We start from the raw sequence: 16,648 nt of genomic DNA, 5'->3' as shown, positions 1-16,648 counted from the left end.
TACGGTAGGTCTCGTGGGGTGGGCAAAGCGAAGCGTGCCCACCACTTCTATCCAACGAAAACCAATGGCGGGCACGGCGCAAGTGCGCCTTAGCCCACCCTGCGGCACCTACATCACCCTCGCAAAATCGCCAGCGCCAGCGCCTGTGCGCGAGGCACGATGCTGTCGAGCTCGAGATATTCCTCCGGCGTGTGCGCAAGCCCGCCGACGGGGCCGAGGCCACAGATGGTCGGCGTGCCGACCGCGGCGGTGAAGCCGGAATCGGCGCAGCCGCCAGAGAACTCACCCTGGAGCGTGGTGAGGCCGGCCTGCCTTGCTGCGGCCTGATAATTTTCGAACAGCGCTTTTGAATCGGCGCTCTGCACCACCGGGACGAACTCGCCCTTGACCGTCAGCGTCGCGCTGGTGCCCGGCACGTAAGACGTCGCGATGATCGCCTCGATCGCGGCCATCACCCTCGCACGATCCGCGGGATCGACGTAGCGCATGTCGATCTGCCCCTCCGCGTAAGGCGCCGTCGTGTTGACGGACTGCCCGCCCGAGACGAGACCGACGTTCAGCGTGATGCCCTTGTCGAGATCGGTCAGCGCGTGGATCTGCACGATCTTGTGCGCGAGCTCGCCGATCGCGCTGACGCCGGCGGCGAAATTGGCGCCGGAATGCGCGGCTTTGCCAGTGATGGCGACATGCATGAAGATGCCGCCCTTGCGCCCCGTGACGATATTGCCGGTCGGGCGGCCCGGCTCGGAATTGAACACGGCGCGCGCGGCGCGTCCTTCGCGCTCGATCACCGGCCGGGAGGAGGGCGAGCCGATCTCCTCGTCCGAGGTGATCAGCACCTTGATCGGGTGCGGGCTGCCGCCGAATTTATGGAAGGCGGTCGCCACGAATATGTTCATGACGACGCCCGACTTCATGTCGGCAACGCCCGGACCATAGGCGCGCTTGTCTTGAATCGTGAACGGACGCCGCCCGGCCTCGCCCTTGCCGAACACGGTGTCGCGATGTCCCATCAACAGCACCGGCTTCTCGTTGCTGCCGGGCTTTGCGACGTCGGCATGGATCGCATCGCCGAAGGTGGCGTTGTTTTCACGCCGGAACGGGATGCCGTGCTCGGCAAAATGCCGCTCGAACCGCGCCCCGACCGCATCGACGCCTTCCTTGTCATAGGACCCGGAATCGATGTTCACGACATCGCGCAGCAGGTCGATCATCGCCTGCCGCTGCGTCGCCAGCCAGTCCGTGATTTGAGCTTCAGACATGTTTACCCTCGCGTGGTTTTCATGCGGGGTTATAGGGCGTTGCCTGCGGATGGCCTAGTCACGTAGCGCGGTCCCGTTATGCGAGAACCGCCCTCAACGCCGTCATTGCGAGCGAAGCGGTAACTGCCCAGGTCCGTTTGCTCGGTTAGGCGACGCTGAGTTTGTGGATGAGTTGTGTGGGGCATCGGGACAATGTTTCGAGCATGTTCCATCCGCGCTTTCGAGCGGTACCGATCAGGGTGCGAAGCGTGGCGAAATTGTCTGCGCCTTGTGAGGTGCGGAAGCCGGCAGAGATCTTCTGCCGCAATTTCATCATCCGAGCATCGCGCTCGGCCTCGTTGTTGGTAAACGGCACTGCCGAGTTGTGCAGAAACAGCAGCACCGCCTCTTTATGTAACTTGAGGCGCAACAGGAGATTATGGCCCGTGCGCCGTCTGATCCGCCCGCGCTTGATGTCGCGAGGCAGCGCGGGTAGCGCCTCGTGCCAGGCGATACCGGCGCGGATAATGCGGTCATAAAGTCGCTCGGCGGCGCGGATTCTGCTGGGACGCAGCGCGCCTGTCTGATCGGTTGGATGCTCTGACGCCAGATTGACCTCGTGGCACAGGCAGCGGAGCAACCCGCGCATGCGCCGGGCCCAGGCCTCGCCATCGATGTCCACCAGCGCCGTCAACTCGCGCAGGTGATGCGCATTGCACAGCGCATGCGTGACACCGGACATCTGAAAATAGGATGTCCAATGGTCGTGCACAACGATATGCGCCGCTTGCGTCAGCACCTCGCCGCGCCTGGGTGAGACGCGATAATGCACCAGCCCATTGATCCCGGCGGTGCCCGCGACATGCAGCCATTGCGGCGTGGCGCCCACCCAGAACCCGGTCTCATCCAAATGCTTGACCGGTGCCCGGCGGATTTGCTCGCAGACTGCCGCAGCGAAATCCTGCGTCCGGCTGGCAGCCCGGGCGATCATTTGTCCGATCGTGCCGGCCGAGATGGTCACGCCAAACAGATCGGAGAGGATTTGCCCGAGCCGATCTTCAGGCAGAAACTGTCCCGCCGACAGATAGGTCACCACAGCGGCCAACCGGACGCCATATTGCGCTGGCGCCCTTACCTCGGGTGGAAACGATCCTGTCGTGACCGCGCCACAGCCGCTGCATTTGCAACGATAGAGCTGATGCTCCGTGACGAGCAGCGGCGCCGGCGCCGGCAGATCGAACACCTGACGGCTGCCGACAAGTTCCAGCAGTTCACCCTCCAGCGCCATTCGGCAGCGCCCGCATCTGACAGGGCGATGCATGATCGTATGATCGACCCGTTCGGACCGCTTCAAGTGTTTGCCTGCATGGCCGGGCTGGCCGCCGGGCTTCTTCAACCCTCGCTCACGCAGGCTCTGTGTCCGGCGAGAAGCCTGGGCCCCGGTCCATCGCTCGAAGGCGGCTTGCTGCTATTGGAGCTATCCAGACCAAGCCGACGCTCCAGATCGGCCACACGCACCGTCAGCAATGCGTTCTGCTGCTCCAACATCAGGTTGCGCTCCTGCAACTCCCCAATCAGGGCCAGCAGGGCATCCACAGACAATGAGGAATTTGGCGGCGTCATCCATACCTTGACTCACAAACACATGTGGTCAGTCAAGAGAATACAAACGGCCACCTGGGCAGTTACGCGACGCGAAGCAATCCAGTCTGTCACCGCGGAAAGATCCTGGATTGCTTTACTGCGCTCGCAATGACGAGGGCGGTAGCCTGCATTCAAACAAAAATGCCCGGGACTTGGCCCGGGCATTCGCATTCTCTCGATCAGCGTAGAGCGCCTACGCCCCCACCATCGGCATGCGCGGATATTCACCCGGCGTGCCGGCGGGCGTAATCGGGATGCCGCCGTCGGAATATTCGTTGAGCTTGTTGCGCAGCGTGCGGATCGAGATGCCGAGGATGTTGGCGGCATGGGTCCGGTTGCCGAGGCAGTGCTTCAGCGTCTCCAGGATCAGGTCGCGTTCGACATCGGCGACGGTGCGGCCGACCAGGGCCCGCGTTACCTGCTCGGCGGCCATGGTGGCATGCGCCACGGCCGGCGCGGTCTTGGCGAGGTCGAGGCGGTCGCCGTCCGGCGTGAGGATGGCGTCGGCGCCGATCTCGTCGCCCTGCGCCATCAGGACCGAACGGTGCATGGTGTTTTCGAGTTCGCGGACGTTGCCCTGCCAGCGGTTGGCGGAAAGCACGCGTCGCGCTTCCGCCGAGATCGGGCGCATCGGCACGCCGTTGGCTTCGGCGTATTTCTTGACGAAGTGCTGGGCGAGCTCGAGAATGTCGGCGGGACGCTCGCGCAGTGGCGGGATCTTCAGATTCACGACGTTGAGCCGGAACAGGAGGTCCTCGCGGAACGTACCTTCGCGTACGGCCTCAACCAGATTGCGGTTCGAGGTCGCGATGATGCGAATGTCCACCGGGACAGGCTTGGTGCCGCCGACGCGGTCGATCACGCGCTCCTGGATGGCGCGGAGCAGTTTCGATTGCAGGCGGACGTCCATCTCCGAGATTTCGTCGAGCAGCAGCGTGCCGCCGGTTGCCTCCTCGAACTTGCCGATGCGGCGGGCGATCGCGCCGGTGAAGGCGCCCTTTTCGTGGCCGAACAGTTCGGACTCGAGCAGATGCTCGGGGATCGCGGCGCAGTTGATCGAGATGAACGGGCGCTTGGCGCGGGCCGAGCGGGTATGGACGTAGCGGGCCAGCACTTCCTTGCCGGTGCCGGATTCGCCGGTGACCATCACGGAAGCGTCCGAGCCCGCGATCTGCTGGGCGAGCTTGATCACCTTGGCCATCGCCTCGTCGCGGTAGACCAGCTCGCGGGAATCGTTGGCGACCGCGGCCAGCACGGCTGCGATCAGCTCCGGGTCCGGCGGCAGCGGGATGTATTCCTTGGCGCCGGCGTGGATCGCGGCAACCGCGGCGCGGGCGTCGTTGGTGATGCCGCAGGCGACGATCGGAGCGTGGATGTGCTCGGCTTCGAGCCGCATCACGAGGTCGCGGATGTCGAGGGCGACGTCGACCAGCAGCAGGTCGGCGCCTTTGCCGCCACGCAGCACGCGCATCGCCTGCTCGTGATCCTCGGCGTGGGTCACGGTGGCACCGTTCGCCATCGCGATCTTGGTGGCGGTGGTGAGCTGGCCCTTCAATGTGCCAACGATGAGAAGCCGCATATCAGTCTCCTGTCCGTCTGGTCGCGCTGCCGCGCGTCATCGCTTTAAGCGCGTTCAGTCTTGATGATTTCGGTCATGGTCACGCCGAGCTTGTCCTCCACCAGGACCACTTCGCCGCGGGCGACCAGCTTGTTGTTGACGTAGATGTCGATGGCTTCGCCGACGCGCCGGTCGAGCTCGAGTACGGTCCCGGGCCCGAGCTTCAACAGCTCGCTGACGTCCATCTTGGAGCGGCCGAGCACGGCCGAGACCTGCACCGGTACGTCGAACACGGCCTCGAGGTCGGCGGCGGCGCGCATCGCATATTCGTCCTCGTTGTAGCCGACGTCGGTGCCGGCAGGCGGCATCGGGCCGTTGAGATCGGGCAGCGGGACCTGTCCGTCAGTGTCGCTCATGGCTTAGCTCCCCCTGCGGGACGCAACATAGCGTCCCACCATTTCGTCGATCTTGGCTGTGATGGCGCCGCGCTCCAGCACGACGCCGCCATCGGCCCATTCGATCCGGCAATCACCGGTAGCAATCTCGGGCTCGGCCAGAATCACCAGCCGGCCTTCGAAGCCGCTCTGCTTGGCCAGCCGCTCCATGTTCTCGCGGGCCGCGTCGTAGAGCGCGTCGTTGATGCGGATGACGAGATGCGGCGTCGCGACCAGATGCGAGAAGCAGTCCTTGATCAGCGCGACGATCTCGCCGAGCGGCTCGGCGGCGACCAGATCGGCGCACAGCTTACGCGCCACCGCCACCGCCACGTCGACCGCCTCGGTCTCCATCTTGGTTTCGATGTTGCCGATGCCCGAGGCAATGCCCCGAATTCCGATGTTGATCTCTTCCATCGCGAGCGCGACGCGGCGGTCGCTCTCGGCCTTGGCCTCGCGCTGGCCGGCGGCAAAGCCGTCTTGATAGGCGCGCGCCTCGGCTTCCGCGACCTTCTGGGCGATCTCGGCCGCAGTTGCGGCCTTCTCGCGCGTCCGGTCGGGCGCGGCGAAGTCGTTGTCGAACAGGAATTTTGCCGGAGCGCCCATCAATACACCAGCTCGTCGTCGGCGCGGTTCTTGGTCAGCATGATCTCGCCCTTGGCGGCGAGGTCCTTGGCGAGGTTGACCAGCAGCGCCTGGGCCTCGTCGACGTCGCGCAGGCGGACCGGACCCATCGCCGCCATGTCGTCCTGGAGCATTTTGGCCGCACGCGAGGACATGTTGCCGAAGAAGAAATTGCGGACGTCCTCGTTGGCGCTCTTGAGCGCGACGCCGAGCTTGTCCTTGTCGACGTTGCGCATCAAGGTCTGGGCCGAGCCGGAATCCAGCTTCACGAGGTCGTCGAAGGTGAACATCAGCGCCTTGATGCGCTCGGCCGATTCGCGATTGTCCTCTTCCAGCGAGGTGATGAAGCGGGTTTCGGTCTGGCGGTCGAAATTGTTGAAGATTTCCGCCATCACCTCGTGGGCGTCACGGCGGCGGGTCTGTGACAGGTTGGACATGAATTCGGTGCGCAGCGTCTTCTCCACGCTCTCGATCACCTCCTTCTGGACCGCCTCCATCTTCAGCATGCGGTTGACGACGTCGAGCGCCAGATCCTCGGGGAAGATGCCGAGCACGCGCGCGGCGTGTTCCGGCTTCAGCTTCGACAGCACGACCGCGATGGTCTGCGGATATTCGTTCTTGAGATAGTTGGCGAGCACCTCTTCCTGCACGTTGGAGAGCTTCTCCCACATGTTGCGGGCCGGCCGGACCGCGGATTTCGTCCATGATGCCGTTGACGCGCTCGGGTGCAAGATATTGCTGGAGCAGCCGCTCGGTGGCGTCGAAATTGCCCATCAGCGCGCCGGAGGCCGACATCCGCGAGACGAATTCGAGCAGCATGTCCTCAACAGTGTCGACCTCGACGGTTCCGAGCGTCGACATCTCCAGCGAGAGCTGGCGCACTTCGTCGTCGTCGAGCAGTGACCAGATTTTGCCGCCATATTGCTCGCCCAACGCCAGCATCAGGATCGCGGCACGCTTCGGCCCCGCCACGGCTTCGACCTTCGCACCTCCACGGCTGCCGGCACGCTGACCAAGCGTGGAGATCACGCTGGTGATGTCGTTGGAGTTGGCATTTTGCAGGGCAGCGGCCATGTCAGATCACTTCTTGATTCACTTGACGCGGATTATTTGGCTGGTTCGGTCAGCCACTGGCGGATGATGGCGACGGTTTCGTTGGGGTTGCGCTCGGCGAGCTCGCCGACGCGATGCACGGACTGGGCATGGACCTGGCCCTGGATGGTAGCGACGTCGATCGCGCTTGCGGCGGCGCCGGGCAGGAGCGGCTGGCTGCTGGGCGCTGCATCGTCGCTCGCGGCGGGGCCGGTCAGAACGCCGGAGATGGCGGCTGCGACTTCGTCGGATGCCAGGATGCGCTTGACCAGCGGGCGGATCACCAGGAACAGCACGATCAGACCGAGCAGCATCATCACGCCGAGCTCGACGAAGTACATGACGTCGTCCTTGGTGAACTGGAGCATGCCGAGCAGGCCGGAGGGTTCGGCGATCGGGGTGGTGGAGGGGGCGTCGGCAAAGCGCAAATTGACGACCTCGACCTGGTCGCCGCGCTTCTGGTCGAAGCCGATCGCCGAACGCACCAGCGTGGCGATGCGGTCGAGCTGATCCTTGGTGCGGTCCTGGTAGGCCAGATCGCCCTTATCGTTCTTGGAGTAGATGCCGTCGACCAGCACCGCGACCGAGATGCGGTTGACCCGGCCGGCTTCGGTCACTTCGGTCTTGGTGGTGCGGGAGATCTCGTAATTGTTGGTCTCTTCGCTCTTCTTGCTCTGGTCCTTGGCCGCGACGCCGCTGTTCTGCTGGTTGCCCGGCAACTCGTTGTTGACGGTGACCTGGCCGTTGTTGTCGGCGGTCATGCTCTGCTCTTCGCGGGTTTGGCTCGAGCGCAGCACGCGGCCTTCGGGATCGAACTTGTCCGAGGTCTGGGTGATCTTGTTGAAGTCGAAATCGGCGGAGAGCTGGACCCGGGCGCGCCCCGTCCCCACCACGGAGGAGACGATGTCCTCGACCTGCTTGCGCATCCGCTTCTCGAAGGCGGTGCGGCGCTCGTCGCCGATCTGCTGGTCCGGATCGGTCTGGGCGCCGTCGGCGAGCAGCTGCCCGGTCTCGTCGACGATCGAGACCCGCTGCGGCTTCAGGCCGTTCACGGCCGAGGCGACCAGGTGGCGGATGGCGCGGATCTGCTGGGCTTCGAGCGCGCCGCGGACCCGGACCACGATTGAGGCCGACGGCTCCGGCGCCTCGCGCGAGAACAGCGGACGCTCGGGCAGCACCAGATGGACGCGGGCGGCCTGGATGCGGTCGATGGCGCGGATGGTGCGGGCGAGCTCACCTTCCAGCGCGCGGAGATGGTTGATGTTCTGGACGAAAGAGGTGGTGCCGAGCGCGTCCGACTTGTCGAACACCTCGTAGCCGACCCCGCCGCCCTTGGGCAGGCCGCCCTCGGCGAGCTTCATCCGCAGGCGGGTGACCTTGTCCTTGGGCACCATGATGATGGTGCCCTCGTTGCGCAGCTCGAACTGGATGCCCTGGCGCTCCAGGTCCTTGATAATGCCCGAGGAGTCCTCGACGCTGAGGTCGGTGAACAGGGTCGTCATCTGCGGCGTGGTGACGCGCATGATGACGAACGCGAAAAAGCCGACAAGCGCGGCGGTAACCGCGATCATCGCCCCGAACCGGGCGGGCTCCGATACCCTTCAGAAAGTCCGCAAGACCTTGCAAGCAACCGCCCCGATAGATTCGGCTGCTTTCACAGGAAAGGCCGACTGGGCAATTATTGCCTAGGTGATGGTTTCGATATGGTTAACGAAGGTTAAGAGCTGCGACAAAAGTAGCGCCATGAAAAAAATCGGCCTCGCGAGGCGAGTCCGATTTTCGTCAAAAGCCGCAGATTTCCGGATTGCCTACTGGCGGTATTGCTGGATGCGGGTGGTGCGAAGCCCCGCCAGACCGTGCTGGTCGATGGAAAACTGCCAGGAAAGGAATTCGTCTACCGTCAGGGTATAACGGCTGCAAGCCTCCTCAAGGGAGAGAAGCCCGCCACGCACAGCGGCGACGACTTCGGCCTTGCGGCGGATAACCCAGCGTTTGGTGCCGGGTGCGGGCAGATCTGCAATCGTCAGCGGACTGCCGTCCGGCCCGATGACGTATTTTACCCTCGGGCGATGGGGTTCTGTCATGGCGTACTCACAAACTCTCAACCACTGAACTCACGCCACAACCATAGGCATCGCGGCTTAAAAATCCGCTAAGCCTAAGGCTTCAATACAATTCTCGTTGAAAATGGCTGGAACGCAGCCGTCTCGACCGGCGGGAAGGGTGCATCCAGGCAGGCCGAGGGGGTATTTTAAATACTTTACTAACGAACGAGGCCTGCGCGGGGCTTCGCAAGGCCTCTCAACCGTGCACCCAGGCCTTAATTGCTGGCCGTGGCGATGATGCTCTTCACCTGGCTCAGGGTGTAGCTGGCGCCGTCGATGGTGAGCAGCGGCGGCGACTGGGTCAGGTCGACGGACGACACCGTGCCCTGCACCTGCGCGGCGATGCCGACATTGTTGTTGGCGACATCCTTGCCCGTGGCCGAGATCGTGTACTTGCCGTCGGGCCATTGCGTGCCGTCGTTGCCCATGCCGCTCCAGGTGAACGGAACGTCCGTGCCGGCGCCGGCGGTATATTTGCCGGTGAACACGGTCTGGCCGCTGGCATTGGCGACGGTGATGTCGACCGTCGCGTCGCTGGGCACGTTGAGATGCCAGGTCGCCGACGAATTCGTCATGGACGCCGTGGTGCCGTCAACCAGGGCGGTTTTGCCGACGAAGCCGAGCGCCTGGGTCGCCTGCGTGGTCTGTTGCAGGGTGACCAGCTGGGAGAGCGAGTCGTTGGTCTTGAGCTGCTGCTCGACGCCGGCGAACTGCACCAGCTGCTGGGTGAACTGGTTGGTGTCGAGCGGATCGAGCGGGTTCTGGTTCTGCAGCTGCGTCGTCAGCAGCGTCAGGAAGGTCTGGAAGTTGCCCGCCAGCGTCGCGCCGGTGGTCGAGCCCAGGCTCGAGCTCGACGTGGAGGATTTCGTCAGATCGGTCGTGCCGGAGACGACCGAAGGAGCGGTGGCGCCAGTCGTGGTGGTCATGTCTCGATACTCCTCACACTCTGATGTCGACGCCGCTGCTCGATCCGAGCATGCGGCACGTAGCTGCGCCCGACCGGGGCTGTGGGAACTGCTTCCTCGTCGCTGATGATCAGCCGGCGGGCATTACCGCCATTGTCGTTGTTCTGGCCGGAGTTCTGGCCGGACGAATTCTGGTCGCGCAGGCTGAAGGACAGCCCGTTGCTGCCGGTCTTGAGGCCGGCATCGTCGAGCGCGCGCTGCAATTGCGGCGCGTCCTGCCGCAGCATCTGCAGCGTCTCCGGTTTCTCGACGGTGAGATGCGAGGTGATCTGGCCGTTACGGTCGACATTGATGCGGACATCGATGCGGCCGAGGTCGAGCGGATCGAGGCTGATGTCGAACCGGGTCTTGCCCGCGCGTGCGGCCGCCGCGATCTCGATCGGCACGCCACTGATCGGAATGGCGTTGGCATTCGCCGCGGTCGCGGTGAGCGTCGCGGTCGTGGCCGATGTCGTATTGGTCAGCGGCGCCTGCACGGCAGAGGCCGCCTGCGCGCTGGTGTCGGTCGCGGGGACAGCGGCCTGCGTGCCCGCATGGGCATGCGGTGTTGCCGTCGCCGGTGTCGCATCGGCCGTGCGGTCGGAAGTCCCAGCCTTGGCGTCGGCCGCGTTCGCATCGATTGGCGGCTTGTCGGCTTGCGGATGCACCGCGTTGGCGGACGCTGCCGTCGCCGGAGTCTGCGCGGCGTTCGCCTTGCCGGTGTCCTGGCCGATGTTGGAGACGTCGCTCCCACCTTGCGCGGTCGCGACGGCCTTGAACGAAGTTTTTGGCGTGCCCTGGTCGACGGCGGCGATCAGGCCGCCATTGGTCTTCGCATCGGTCGCGGTCGCGTCGGTCGTCCCGGTCGCGGCATCGGCCAGCGTCGCCGAGGTAGCGGCATCGACCTTGGCGCCCGCGGTCTTGGCGCTCTTGTCGCCCGGCGTCGCGGTATCGGTCTTGGCGCCGGCGATCTGCGCCGCGGTGGATGCGCTGGCGGCGATGCCGGCGGCGGCGATCGTCAGCGGCGAGGAGGCGGTGCTGGCGGCCTGGTTCGCGGCCGCGTTCGGATCGAGCGGCACGACCGGCGCGGCCACCACGACGCTGGGATCGGGCACGGCGGCTGGCGTCGCGTCGACTTGCGCGGTTGCGGCGGCATTGACGGTGGCGGCAAGGCCATCGGTGCCGTCGGTCTTCTTATCCTTGGTGTCGTCGGACTTGTCCGCCGATTTGGCGTCGGAGGTCTCGGACTTGTCCTTGGTCTTGCTATCCGCCTTGGCCGGATCGGCCGTTGTATCGTTCTTGGTATCGTTCTTGGCCGGCGCGGAATTGTCGGTGTCGTCACTGGCCTTGCTCTGCGAGGACGGGTCGGTCGCCGAATGATCGCGCGGGCTCTTGTCCGAGGACGACGAGGAATCGGTCCGGCGCGGTGCGGTGTCCGGGGACGACGCGCTGTCGCTGATAGCTTGAGTGTTGCTGTCGACCAGCGAACCGAAGGAGTCGTTGGACGTGTCTTTCGACGCCTGCGACCGAGCAGGCTTTTGCTGCGCGCTCTGGACTTGCGCGCTTGCCGCTACATCTGACGTACGACCGACCACAGGCGACCCCTCGGAAACATCTTCGGCATAAGAGGTAGCAAGGAGCGGGCCAGCCCCGCGCCTCGGTGTTTTATCAAGATAAATCAATGATTTGAAGAATCGTCCCCGCTGCTGCAAGGCCTTTCAAAGCCCCGTCATTTCTGCCTCCCCGGCAAGAATTGCCCTAACTGGCCGCCCCCATGATTGCTTCACCGGAAGGCCGCCTATATTAAAGAGACAGCTCTCAGCCGCTTTCGACCGGGCAAGCCGCCCTTCGGGAACCAAAGTTCCCGGGGATCGCTTATGTCCCGCCGGAAGCATCCAGCGGATCGCCCAACGCCGCCGTCACAACGCTTTAAGGCCCATGCTCAACAGTCTGGATCTCGAAGGCCGTCCTGAGGATACCAGGGTCGTCGTTGCCATGTCGGGCGGCGTCGATTCATCGACGACGGCTGCGCTTTTGAAGGCGGAAGGCTATGACGTCATCGGCATCACGCTGCAGCTCTACGACCATGGTGCCGCGACCCACCGCAAGGGCGCCTGCTGCGCCGGCCAGGACATCCACGACGCCCGCGACGTCGCGGCCAAGCTCGGCATTCCCCATTACGTGCTCGACTACGAGGACCGCTTTCGCGAGTCCGTCATCGACAATTTCGCCGACAGCTACGCGCTCGGCGAGACGCCGGTGCCGTGCATCGAGTGCAACCGCTCGGTCAAGTTCCGCGACCTGCTCAAGACCGCGCGCGAGTTAGGGGCGACCGCGCTCGCCACCGGCCATTACGTCGCCTCGCGCCGCCGCGCCGACGGCTCGCGCGCTCTGGTGTGTGCCGCCGATGCCGATCGCGACCAGAGCTACTTCCTGTTCGCGACCACGCAGGAGCAGCTCGATTACTTGCGCTTTCCGCTCGGCGACATGACCAAGCCCGAGACGCGCGAACTGGCGCGGCGCTTCGGTCTCGCGGTCGCCGACAAGCACGACAGCCAGGACATCTGCTTCGTGCCCACAGGGCGCTACACCGACATCATCACCCGACTGCGGCCGAACGCGATGGACCCCGGCGAGATCGTCGATCTCGACGGCCGCGTGCTCGGCCGGCATAACGGCATTGCCAATTTCACCATCGGCCAGCGCCGCGGCCTCGGCATCGCCGCCGCCGCGCCGCTGTTCGTGGTGCGGCTGGAGGCCGCCAACCGCCGCGTCGTCGTTGGCCCGCGCGAGGCGCTGAAGATGCACCGAATCGTGCTGCGCGACGTCAACTGGATCGGCGACGGCGACATCGACCGCGCGATCGGCGCCGGCCTCGAAATGTTCGTGCGCGTACGCTCGACCCGCAGCCCCCAGCCGGCATGGCTGCGTGGCGCGAACGGCCATTACGAGGTCGAGCTCGTCGCAGGCGAAGAGGGTGTCTCGCCGGGCCAGGCCTGCGTGTTTTACGACGCGCCCTCGGGCCAGGCGCGTGTGCTCGGCGGCGGCTTTATTCAAAGCGCCGCCGCGAAGGCTGCGACCGGCACGGCACGTCCGCTCGCCGAAGCCGTGCGCGGCTAATCCATGAAATCGGACCGCACTCTCGCGACACCGGAAGTGCGCCCCCTCTCCCGCCTGCGGGAGAGGGTTGGGGAGTGGGCTCTCTCCACCCGCGATATATCGCGAGCGGATAAAGCCCTCACCCGGCGCTACGCGCCGACCTCTCCCGCAAGCGGGAGAGGTGCCAGACCGCGCGCGGGGCTGACTTCGATCTCACCAATAATCAATTCTCGATAGAGTTTGGCGTAAGGGCAGGGGCATGGCAGCAGACATCTCGCGGGCCGGGGTCGAGAAGGCCTATGGCCGCTGGGCGCCCGTCTACGATCTCGTGTTCGGCAAGGTCTTTGACGCTGGCCGGCAGTCGACCATCATCGAGGCCGACCGCATCGGCGGCCGCATCCTCGACGTCGGCGTCGGCACCGGGCTTTCGCTATCGGACTATTCGCGCACCACAAAGATCTGTGGAGTCGACATTTCCGAGCCGATGCTGCGCAAGGCGCAATCGCGCGTGCGTGCGCTGCGCTTGAGCAATGTCGAGGTGCTCTCGGTGATGGATGCGAAGAATCTCGCCTTCCCCGAAAACTTCTTCGACGCGGTGGTCGCGCAATATGTCATTACCGCCGTGCCCGATCCCGAAGGCACGCTCGACGAGTTCGTGCGCGTCTTGAAGCCCGGCGGCGAGCTGATCCTCGTCAACCACATCGGGGCGGAAACGGGTTTTCGCAAACTCTCCGAACTCGCGTTTGCCCCGCTCGCCCGCCGTCTCGGCTGGCGTCCGGAATTTCCGTGGCAGCGACTGGTCGACTGGGCCGCAAAACACGGCGGCGTTACGCTGGCCGAGCGCCGCCCGATGCCGCCGATGGGACACTTTTCGCTGATCCGCTACCTCAAATCGTAATGTTCGGGGTGGGAACAGGGCGTACACCCCGCGCGTTCTCCGCCCATGCGCACAAGATCAAACATCATTCTGGCCAGCCTCCTGATCGCCGCCTCCGGCAGCGCGATCGCGCAGGCCCCGCCCGCCCCGGCGACGCCGCCGCAAGCGACCGCGCCGCCATCCCCGCAGCACGCCACCAGCTGCACGCCGCAGGATCGCCCCAACCGCCAGGCCGACGGCACCACCACGGGCCAGTCCCGGGAACCGCTCGGCGACAAGCTCGCCAAATCGGACGGCGTGCTCTGCCCGCCCTCCGGCGTCGATCCCGAGATGCACGCGCCGGCGCCCAGCACGAACGGCGCCATGCCTGTCATCCCGCCCCCCGGCAGCCCCGGCGGTGACCCGACGGTAAGGCCGAAATAGGCCAATTCTGTCTCCCGATCTCGTCATGGCCGGGCTTGTCCGGACCAGTCCGGCCATGACGGGTGTGGCTGGAAATCTGGTCCCGAAATAGGTCCAATTCGCTCCCCGAAGCGGACTTGTCCCGCCGTAGCTTCAGCAAAGGCGGAAGCTTACGCAAACGCGGATTGACAGCCCGCCGCCCCCTTCCTTATATGCCGCGCGTTCGCGAGATCGGCTGTATCAGGCCCTCGCGACCCTGTGGCGGGGTAGCTCAGCTGGTTAGAGCACGGGAATCATAATCCTGGGGTCGGGGGTTCGAGTCCCTCTCCCGCTACCATGTATCCCCCACTATTACGGTGGGCCTGAGGAAAGATGTCCCCGCCTATTAGGGCGGCGAGTTTGCCTTTCACCTCAACCTCCCAGCCTTTCCGAGGTCCTTTTGGGTGAACAGTTACGCTGTGCACAAGGGCTCGAAAATCCTCGATCAGTGAACCCCGATCGTCCTCTGCCTTTGAATGCTTAGCCATTGTCTCGGCAAGTGTGTTCACTGTTCTGATGTAGCGGTCTAGGGTAGCTGGGTGGAGCGCGATGGGGACTGGGGCCTCTTCGAGTGCGGCCATTTCGGCCTCGACGCGCAATCGCTCTTCCTTCAGCTCCGCGATCCGCTGTTTGGCATCCTCCTCGGAGATGACGTACTTGATCACAAGATCAATGTTCCGTTGCCGCTCGCCTTCGATCCGGTCACGTTTCGCCACAAGTCGCGCGCGCACCGCGACCGCGTTCCCGGCAAGCCGCTCCCGCTCATTGTTGTAGCTGCGCACATAGGTCTCGATCAGACGAGGATCCTTCAATTCCTCGACCATGCCGCTGAGTACAAGCCCTTCGATATCGCGCAGGTAGATGATCCTACGATTTGAGCAGATCCCGCTTTCGCGAATCGCCGAACACCGAATCCTGGTCTTTCCAGTCTTGTCGCGGTCATGAACCGACATTCCCGATCCGCAACAGCCGCAGCGAAGTAGACCCGAGAGAAGATGCGGCGCCCGTCGCTTCACGTGGCTGGCCAAGTGGCTCCTTTCGGTTTTCAAGGCGTGAGCCTGCTCCCAAATAACCTGATCGACGATGCGCAGCTGAGGTGCCTCGATGCTCTGCCACTCGTCACGAGGGTTCGGGCGAGATAGTCGTTTGCCGGTATCGGGATCCTTGACCATTCGGACTTTGTTCCACACGATACGACCGGCATAGAGTTCGTTGAAGATGAGCCCAGCACCACGTTGGGCATTGCCGTTGATCGTCGACGCGTTCCATCGTCGGCCTCGCGGTGGACGAACGTTTTCTCTGTTGAGATCGTGCGCGATGCCTCGGGGCGTCCGTCCCGCGGCATATGCCGTGAAAATGCGCCGGACGATCGCAACTTCGTCGTCGACGATTTCGAGTTCGCCGGGTTTGCCGGGAACGGCTCGATATCCGTAGGCGCGCCCCCCGGCGTGTCGACCGTCGCGTATCACGCCGGCCATGCCGCGACGGACCTTCTTCGCTCCGTCTTCGCGCTGCATCTGTCCAACGAGGCCGCGAATACCAATCAAGATCGAGTCCGCGGTGCCGTCATGAACAGCCTGGATTTCGATCCCCTGGAAAGACAACCTTTTGTGGATGCCGGCGGCCAGGTCTTCCATGTCACGAGAAAGCCGATCCAACGCTTCCACAATGACGACGGTAAATCGCTGTTGGCGCGCCGCATCCATAAGCTGCATCAAGCCATCGCGGCCGAATACAGATGCCCCAGAACGAGCCTTGTCTTCGAAAGTCGCAACGACGTTGAGTTGATGACGGGCCGCATAGGCCCTACACAAAGCGATCTGATCTTCAGTCGACTTTTCGTTTTGAAGCTCGGTCGAGAACCGAGCGTAAATTGCTGCGGGCTTCATCTTGAACACCACCGCCGATGCGTTTCTCGCTGGCGGCATCAATATGAATCTTCATCAGCCGCTCATTCTCGAAGAGATGATCGCGCCGTGCATCGGCGATTGCAAGGGCTTCAATAAATTTCAGCAAAGCACGATCTAATTCAGGTGGGCTTACACACCGTGGCGTATGATGAAAACTTTCCCTTATCTTCGCGCGCTTCATAACAGCAAGATGCTGTATGAAGTCCAAGAAGGGTACGTCGCTTATACATCGATCGCAGAATTGGATATGATTGAAAGCAGAACGGATAGACTTGAGACCGGAAAAATCTGGAGTAGGGTCTCGCAGAGATTGGGATCGGGAATCCAAGACCTCCAACCAGACAGTTATGAGCGGCGGGATAACGATCGGCTTCGTTGATGTCGTTGTCTTTTTTATCAATCCGATCGCGTTCGTTGCGCGTCGGTTGGCTCATTTCTGGTGCGAAACTGGTGCGGTCACGCCTGGTCGTGCAAACAGGTCGAGATTGACATCTACAGGCTCTATCGCCGAACTCTTTTCAGGATGATCGATCTGATCATCGAACGGGTCGACCTGACCCTCTCAAGGCTGAAACAGGGGTTCGATTCCTCTTTCCTAGGGAAGCGCCACTCGACGCCTCTCCCGTCCGCCATTGCGCGGGATGCATCAAGTGCCCCCTAGAGCCTCCTATTGGAGGCA

10 protein-coding genes, 1 tRNA gene and 5 pseudogenes are annotated in these 16,648 nt (G+C 63.7%); 5 read left to right on the top strand and 11 right to left on the bottom strand.

Annotation, left to right across the window (positions count from 1 at the left end; translation table 11 throughout):
* Positions 1-113: 113 nt before the first annotated feature.
* The 10 genes and pseudogenes from ACVWW3_RS23620 to ACVWW3_RS23575 all read right to left on the bottom strand — a co-directional run bounded on the left by ACVWW3_RS23620 (position 114) and on the right by ACVWW3_RS23575 (position 11,237).
* Positions 114-1,262, bottom strand: a complete 1,149-nt coding sequence (locus ACVWW3_RS23620; RefSeq protein WP_456672154.1) for a M20 family metallopeptidase — start codon at positions 1,260-1,262, stop codon at positions 114-116.
* A gap of 145 nt (positions 1,263-1,407) precedes the next feature.
* A pseudogene (gene tnpC / locus ACVWW3_RS23615) lies at positions 1,408-2,864 on the bottom strand (IS66 family transposase).
* A 214-nt stretch (positions 2,865-3,078) separates the two neighbouring features.
* Entirely contained in the window at positions 3,079-4,464 is a 1,386-nt protein-coding gene (gene flbD / locus ACVWW3_RS23610; RefSeq protein ID WP_247343288.1) for a sigma-54-dependent transcriptional regulator FlbD, read from the bottom strand.
* 44 nt (positions 4,465-4,508) lie between these two features.
* Entirely contained in the window at positions 4,509-4,859 is a 351-nt protein-coding gene (gene fliN, locus ACVWW3_RS23605) for a flagellar motor switch protein FliN (RefSeq protein WP_247447549.1), read from the bottom strand.
* Between the two features lie 3 nt (positions 4,860-4,862).
* Positions 4,863-5,483, bottom strand: a complete 621-nt coding sequence (locus ACVWW3_RS23600) for a FliH/SctL family protein (RefSeq protein WP_247343294.1) — start codon at positions 5,481-5,483, stop codon at positions 4,863-4,865.
* Positions 5,483-6,575 (bottom strand): annotated as a pseudogene (fliG, locus tag ACVWW3_RS23595) (flagellar motor switch protein FliG). Before fliG ends, ACVWW3_RS23600 begins: the two are co-directional and overlap by 1 nt.
* 32 nt (positions 6,576-6,607) lie before the next feature.
* Positions 6,608-8,219, bottom strand: a pseudogene (fliF, locus tag ACVWW3_RS23590) (flagellar basal-body MS-ring/collar protein FliF).
* 182 nt (positions 8,220-8,401) lie between these two features.
* Positions 8,402-8,677, bottom strand: a complete 276-nt coding sequence (gene sciP / locus ACVWW3_RS23585; RefSeq protein WP_002714638.1) for a CtrA inhibitor SciP — start codon at positions 8,675-8,677, stop codon at positions 8,402-8,404.
* 236 nt (positions 8,678-8,913) lie between these two features.
* Entirely contained in the window at positions 8,914-9,624 is a 711-nt protein-coding gene (locus ACVWW3_RS23580; RefSeq protein WP_456648483.1) for a flagellar hook assembly protein FlgD, read from the bottom strand.
* A 13-nt stretch (positions 9,625-9,637) separates the two neighbouring features.
* Positions 9,638-11,237: pseudogene (locus ACVWW3_RS23575) on the bottom strand (flagellar hook-length control protein FliK).
* A 343-nt stretch (positions 11,238-11,580) separates the two neighbouring features.
* Between ACVWW3_RS23575 and mnmA the strand changes: the two are divergent.
* From mnmA to ACVWW3_RS23550, 5 genes are all read left to right on the top strand, one after another.
* Positions 11,581-12,762, top strand: coding sequence for a tRNA 2-thiouridine(34) synthase MnmA (gene mnmA / locus ACVWW3_RS23570; protein WP_456672153.1), 1,182 nt, complete (start codon positions 11,581-11,583; stop codon positions 12,760-12,762).
* Between the two features lie 238 nt (positions 12,763-13,000).
* Positions 13,001-13,639: a class I SAM-dependent methyltransferase gene (locus tag ACVWW3_RS23565; RefSeq protein WP_456648485.1), complete on the top strand. Its 639-nt coding sequence runs from the start codon at positions 13,001-13,003 to the stop codon at positions 13,637-13,639.
* A gap of 45 nt (positions 13,640-13,684) precedes the next feature.
* Positions 13,685-14,041 carry a hypothetical protein gene (locus ACVWW3_RS23560; RefSeq protein ID WP_247447553.1) on the top strand — a complete coding sequence of 119 codons (357 nt, stop codon included), beginning with the start codon at positions 13,685-13,687 and terminating at the stop codon, positions 14,039-14,041.
* Between the two features lie 239 nt (positions 14,042-14,280).
* Positions 14,281-14,357, top strand: a tRNA-Met gene (locus ACVWW3_RS23555).
* 241 nt (positions 14,358-14,598) lie between these two features.
* Positions 14,599-14,937, top strand: coding sequence for a hypothetical protein (locus ACVWW3_RS23550; RefSeq protein ID WP_456648486.1), 339 nt, complete (start codon positions 14,599-14,601; stop codon positions 14,935-14,937).
* Between the two features lie 9 nt (positions 14,938-14,946).
* Here the strand turns inward: ACVWW3_RS23550 and ACVWW3_RS23545 are convergent.
* Positions 14,947-15,948: pseudogene (locus ACVWW3_RS23545) on the bottom strand (recombinase family protein); the annotation flags it as partial.
* Positions 15,949-16,648: the final 700 nt, after the last annotated feature.

It is taken from the genome of Bradyrhizobium sp. LM2.9, from assembly GCF_054056555.1.
Note: the sequence above shows the minus strand (reverse complement) of the source record. Positions and strands in the feature narration are given on the sequence as shown.

Bases quoted from the DNA above. Each gene is read 5' to 3' on its own strand.
- ACVWW3_RS23620 (WP_456672154.1), bottom strand. From the start codon at position 1,262: ATGTCTGAAGCTCAAATCACGGACTGGCTGGCGACGCAGCGGCAGGCG.
- flbD (WP_247343288.1), bottom strand. From the start codon at position 4,464: ATGCGGCTTCTCATCGTTGGCACATTGAAGGGCCAGCTCACCACCGCC.
- fliN (WP_247447549.1), bottom strand. From the start codon at position 4,859: ATGAGCGACACTGACGGACAGGTCCCGCTGCCCGATCTCAACGGCCCG.
- ACVWW3_RS23600 (WP_247343294.1), bottom strand. From the start codon at position 5,483: ATGGGCGCTCCGGCAAAATTCCTGTTCGACAACGACTTCGCCGCGCCC.
- sciP (WP_002714638.1), bottom strand. From the start codon at position 8,677: ATGACAGAACCCCATCGCCCGAGGGTAAAATACGTCATCGGGCCGGAC.
- ACVWW3_RS23580 (WP_456648483.1), bottom strand. From the start codon at position 9,624: ATGACCACCACGACTGGCGCCACCGCTCCTTCGGTCGTCTCCGGCACG.
- mnmA (WP_456672153.1), top strand. From the start codon at position 11,581: ATGCTCAACAGTCTGGATCTCGAAGGCCGTCCTGAGGATACCAGGGTC.
- ACVWW3_RS23565 (WP_456648485.1), top strand. From the start codon at position 13,001: ATGGCAGCAGACATCTCGCGGGCCGGGGTCGAGAAGGCCTATGGCCGC.
- ACVWW3_RS23560 (WP_247447553.1), top strand. From the start codon at position 13,685: ATGCGCACAAGATCAAACATCATTCTGGCCAGCCTCCTGATCGCCGCC.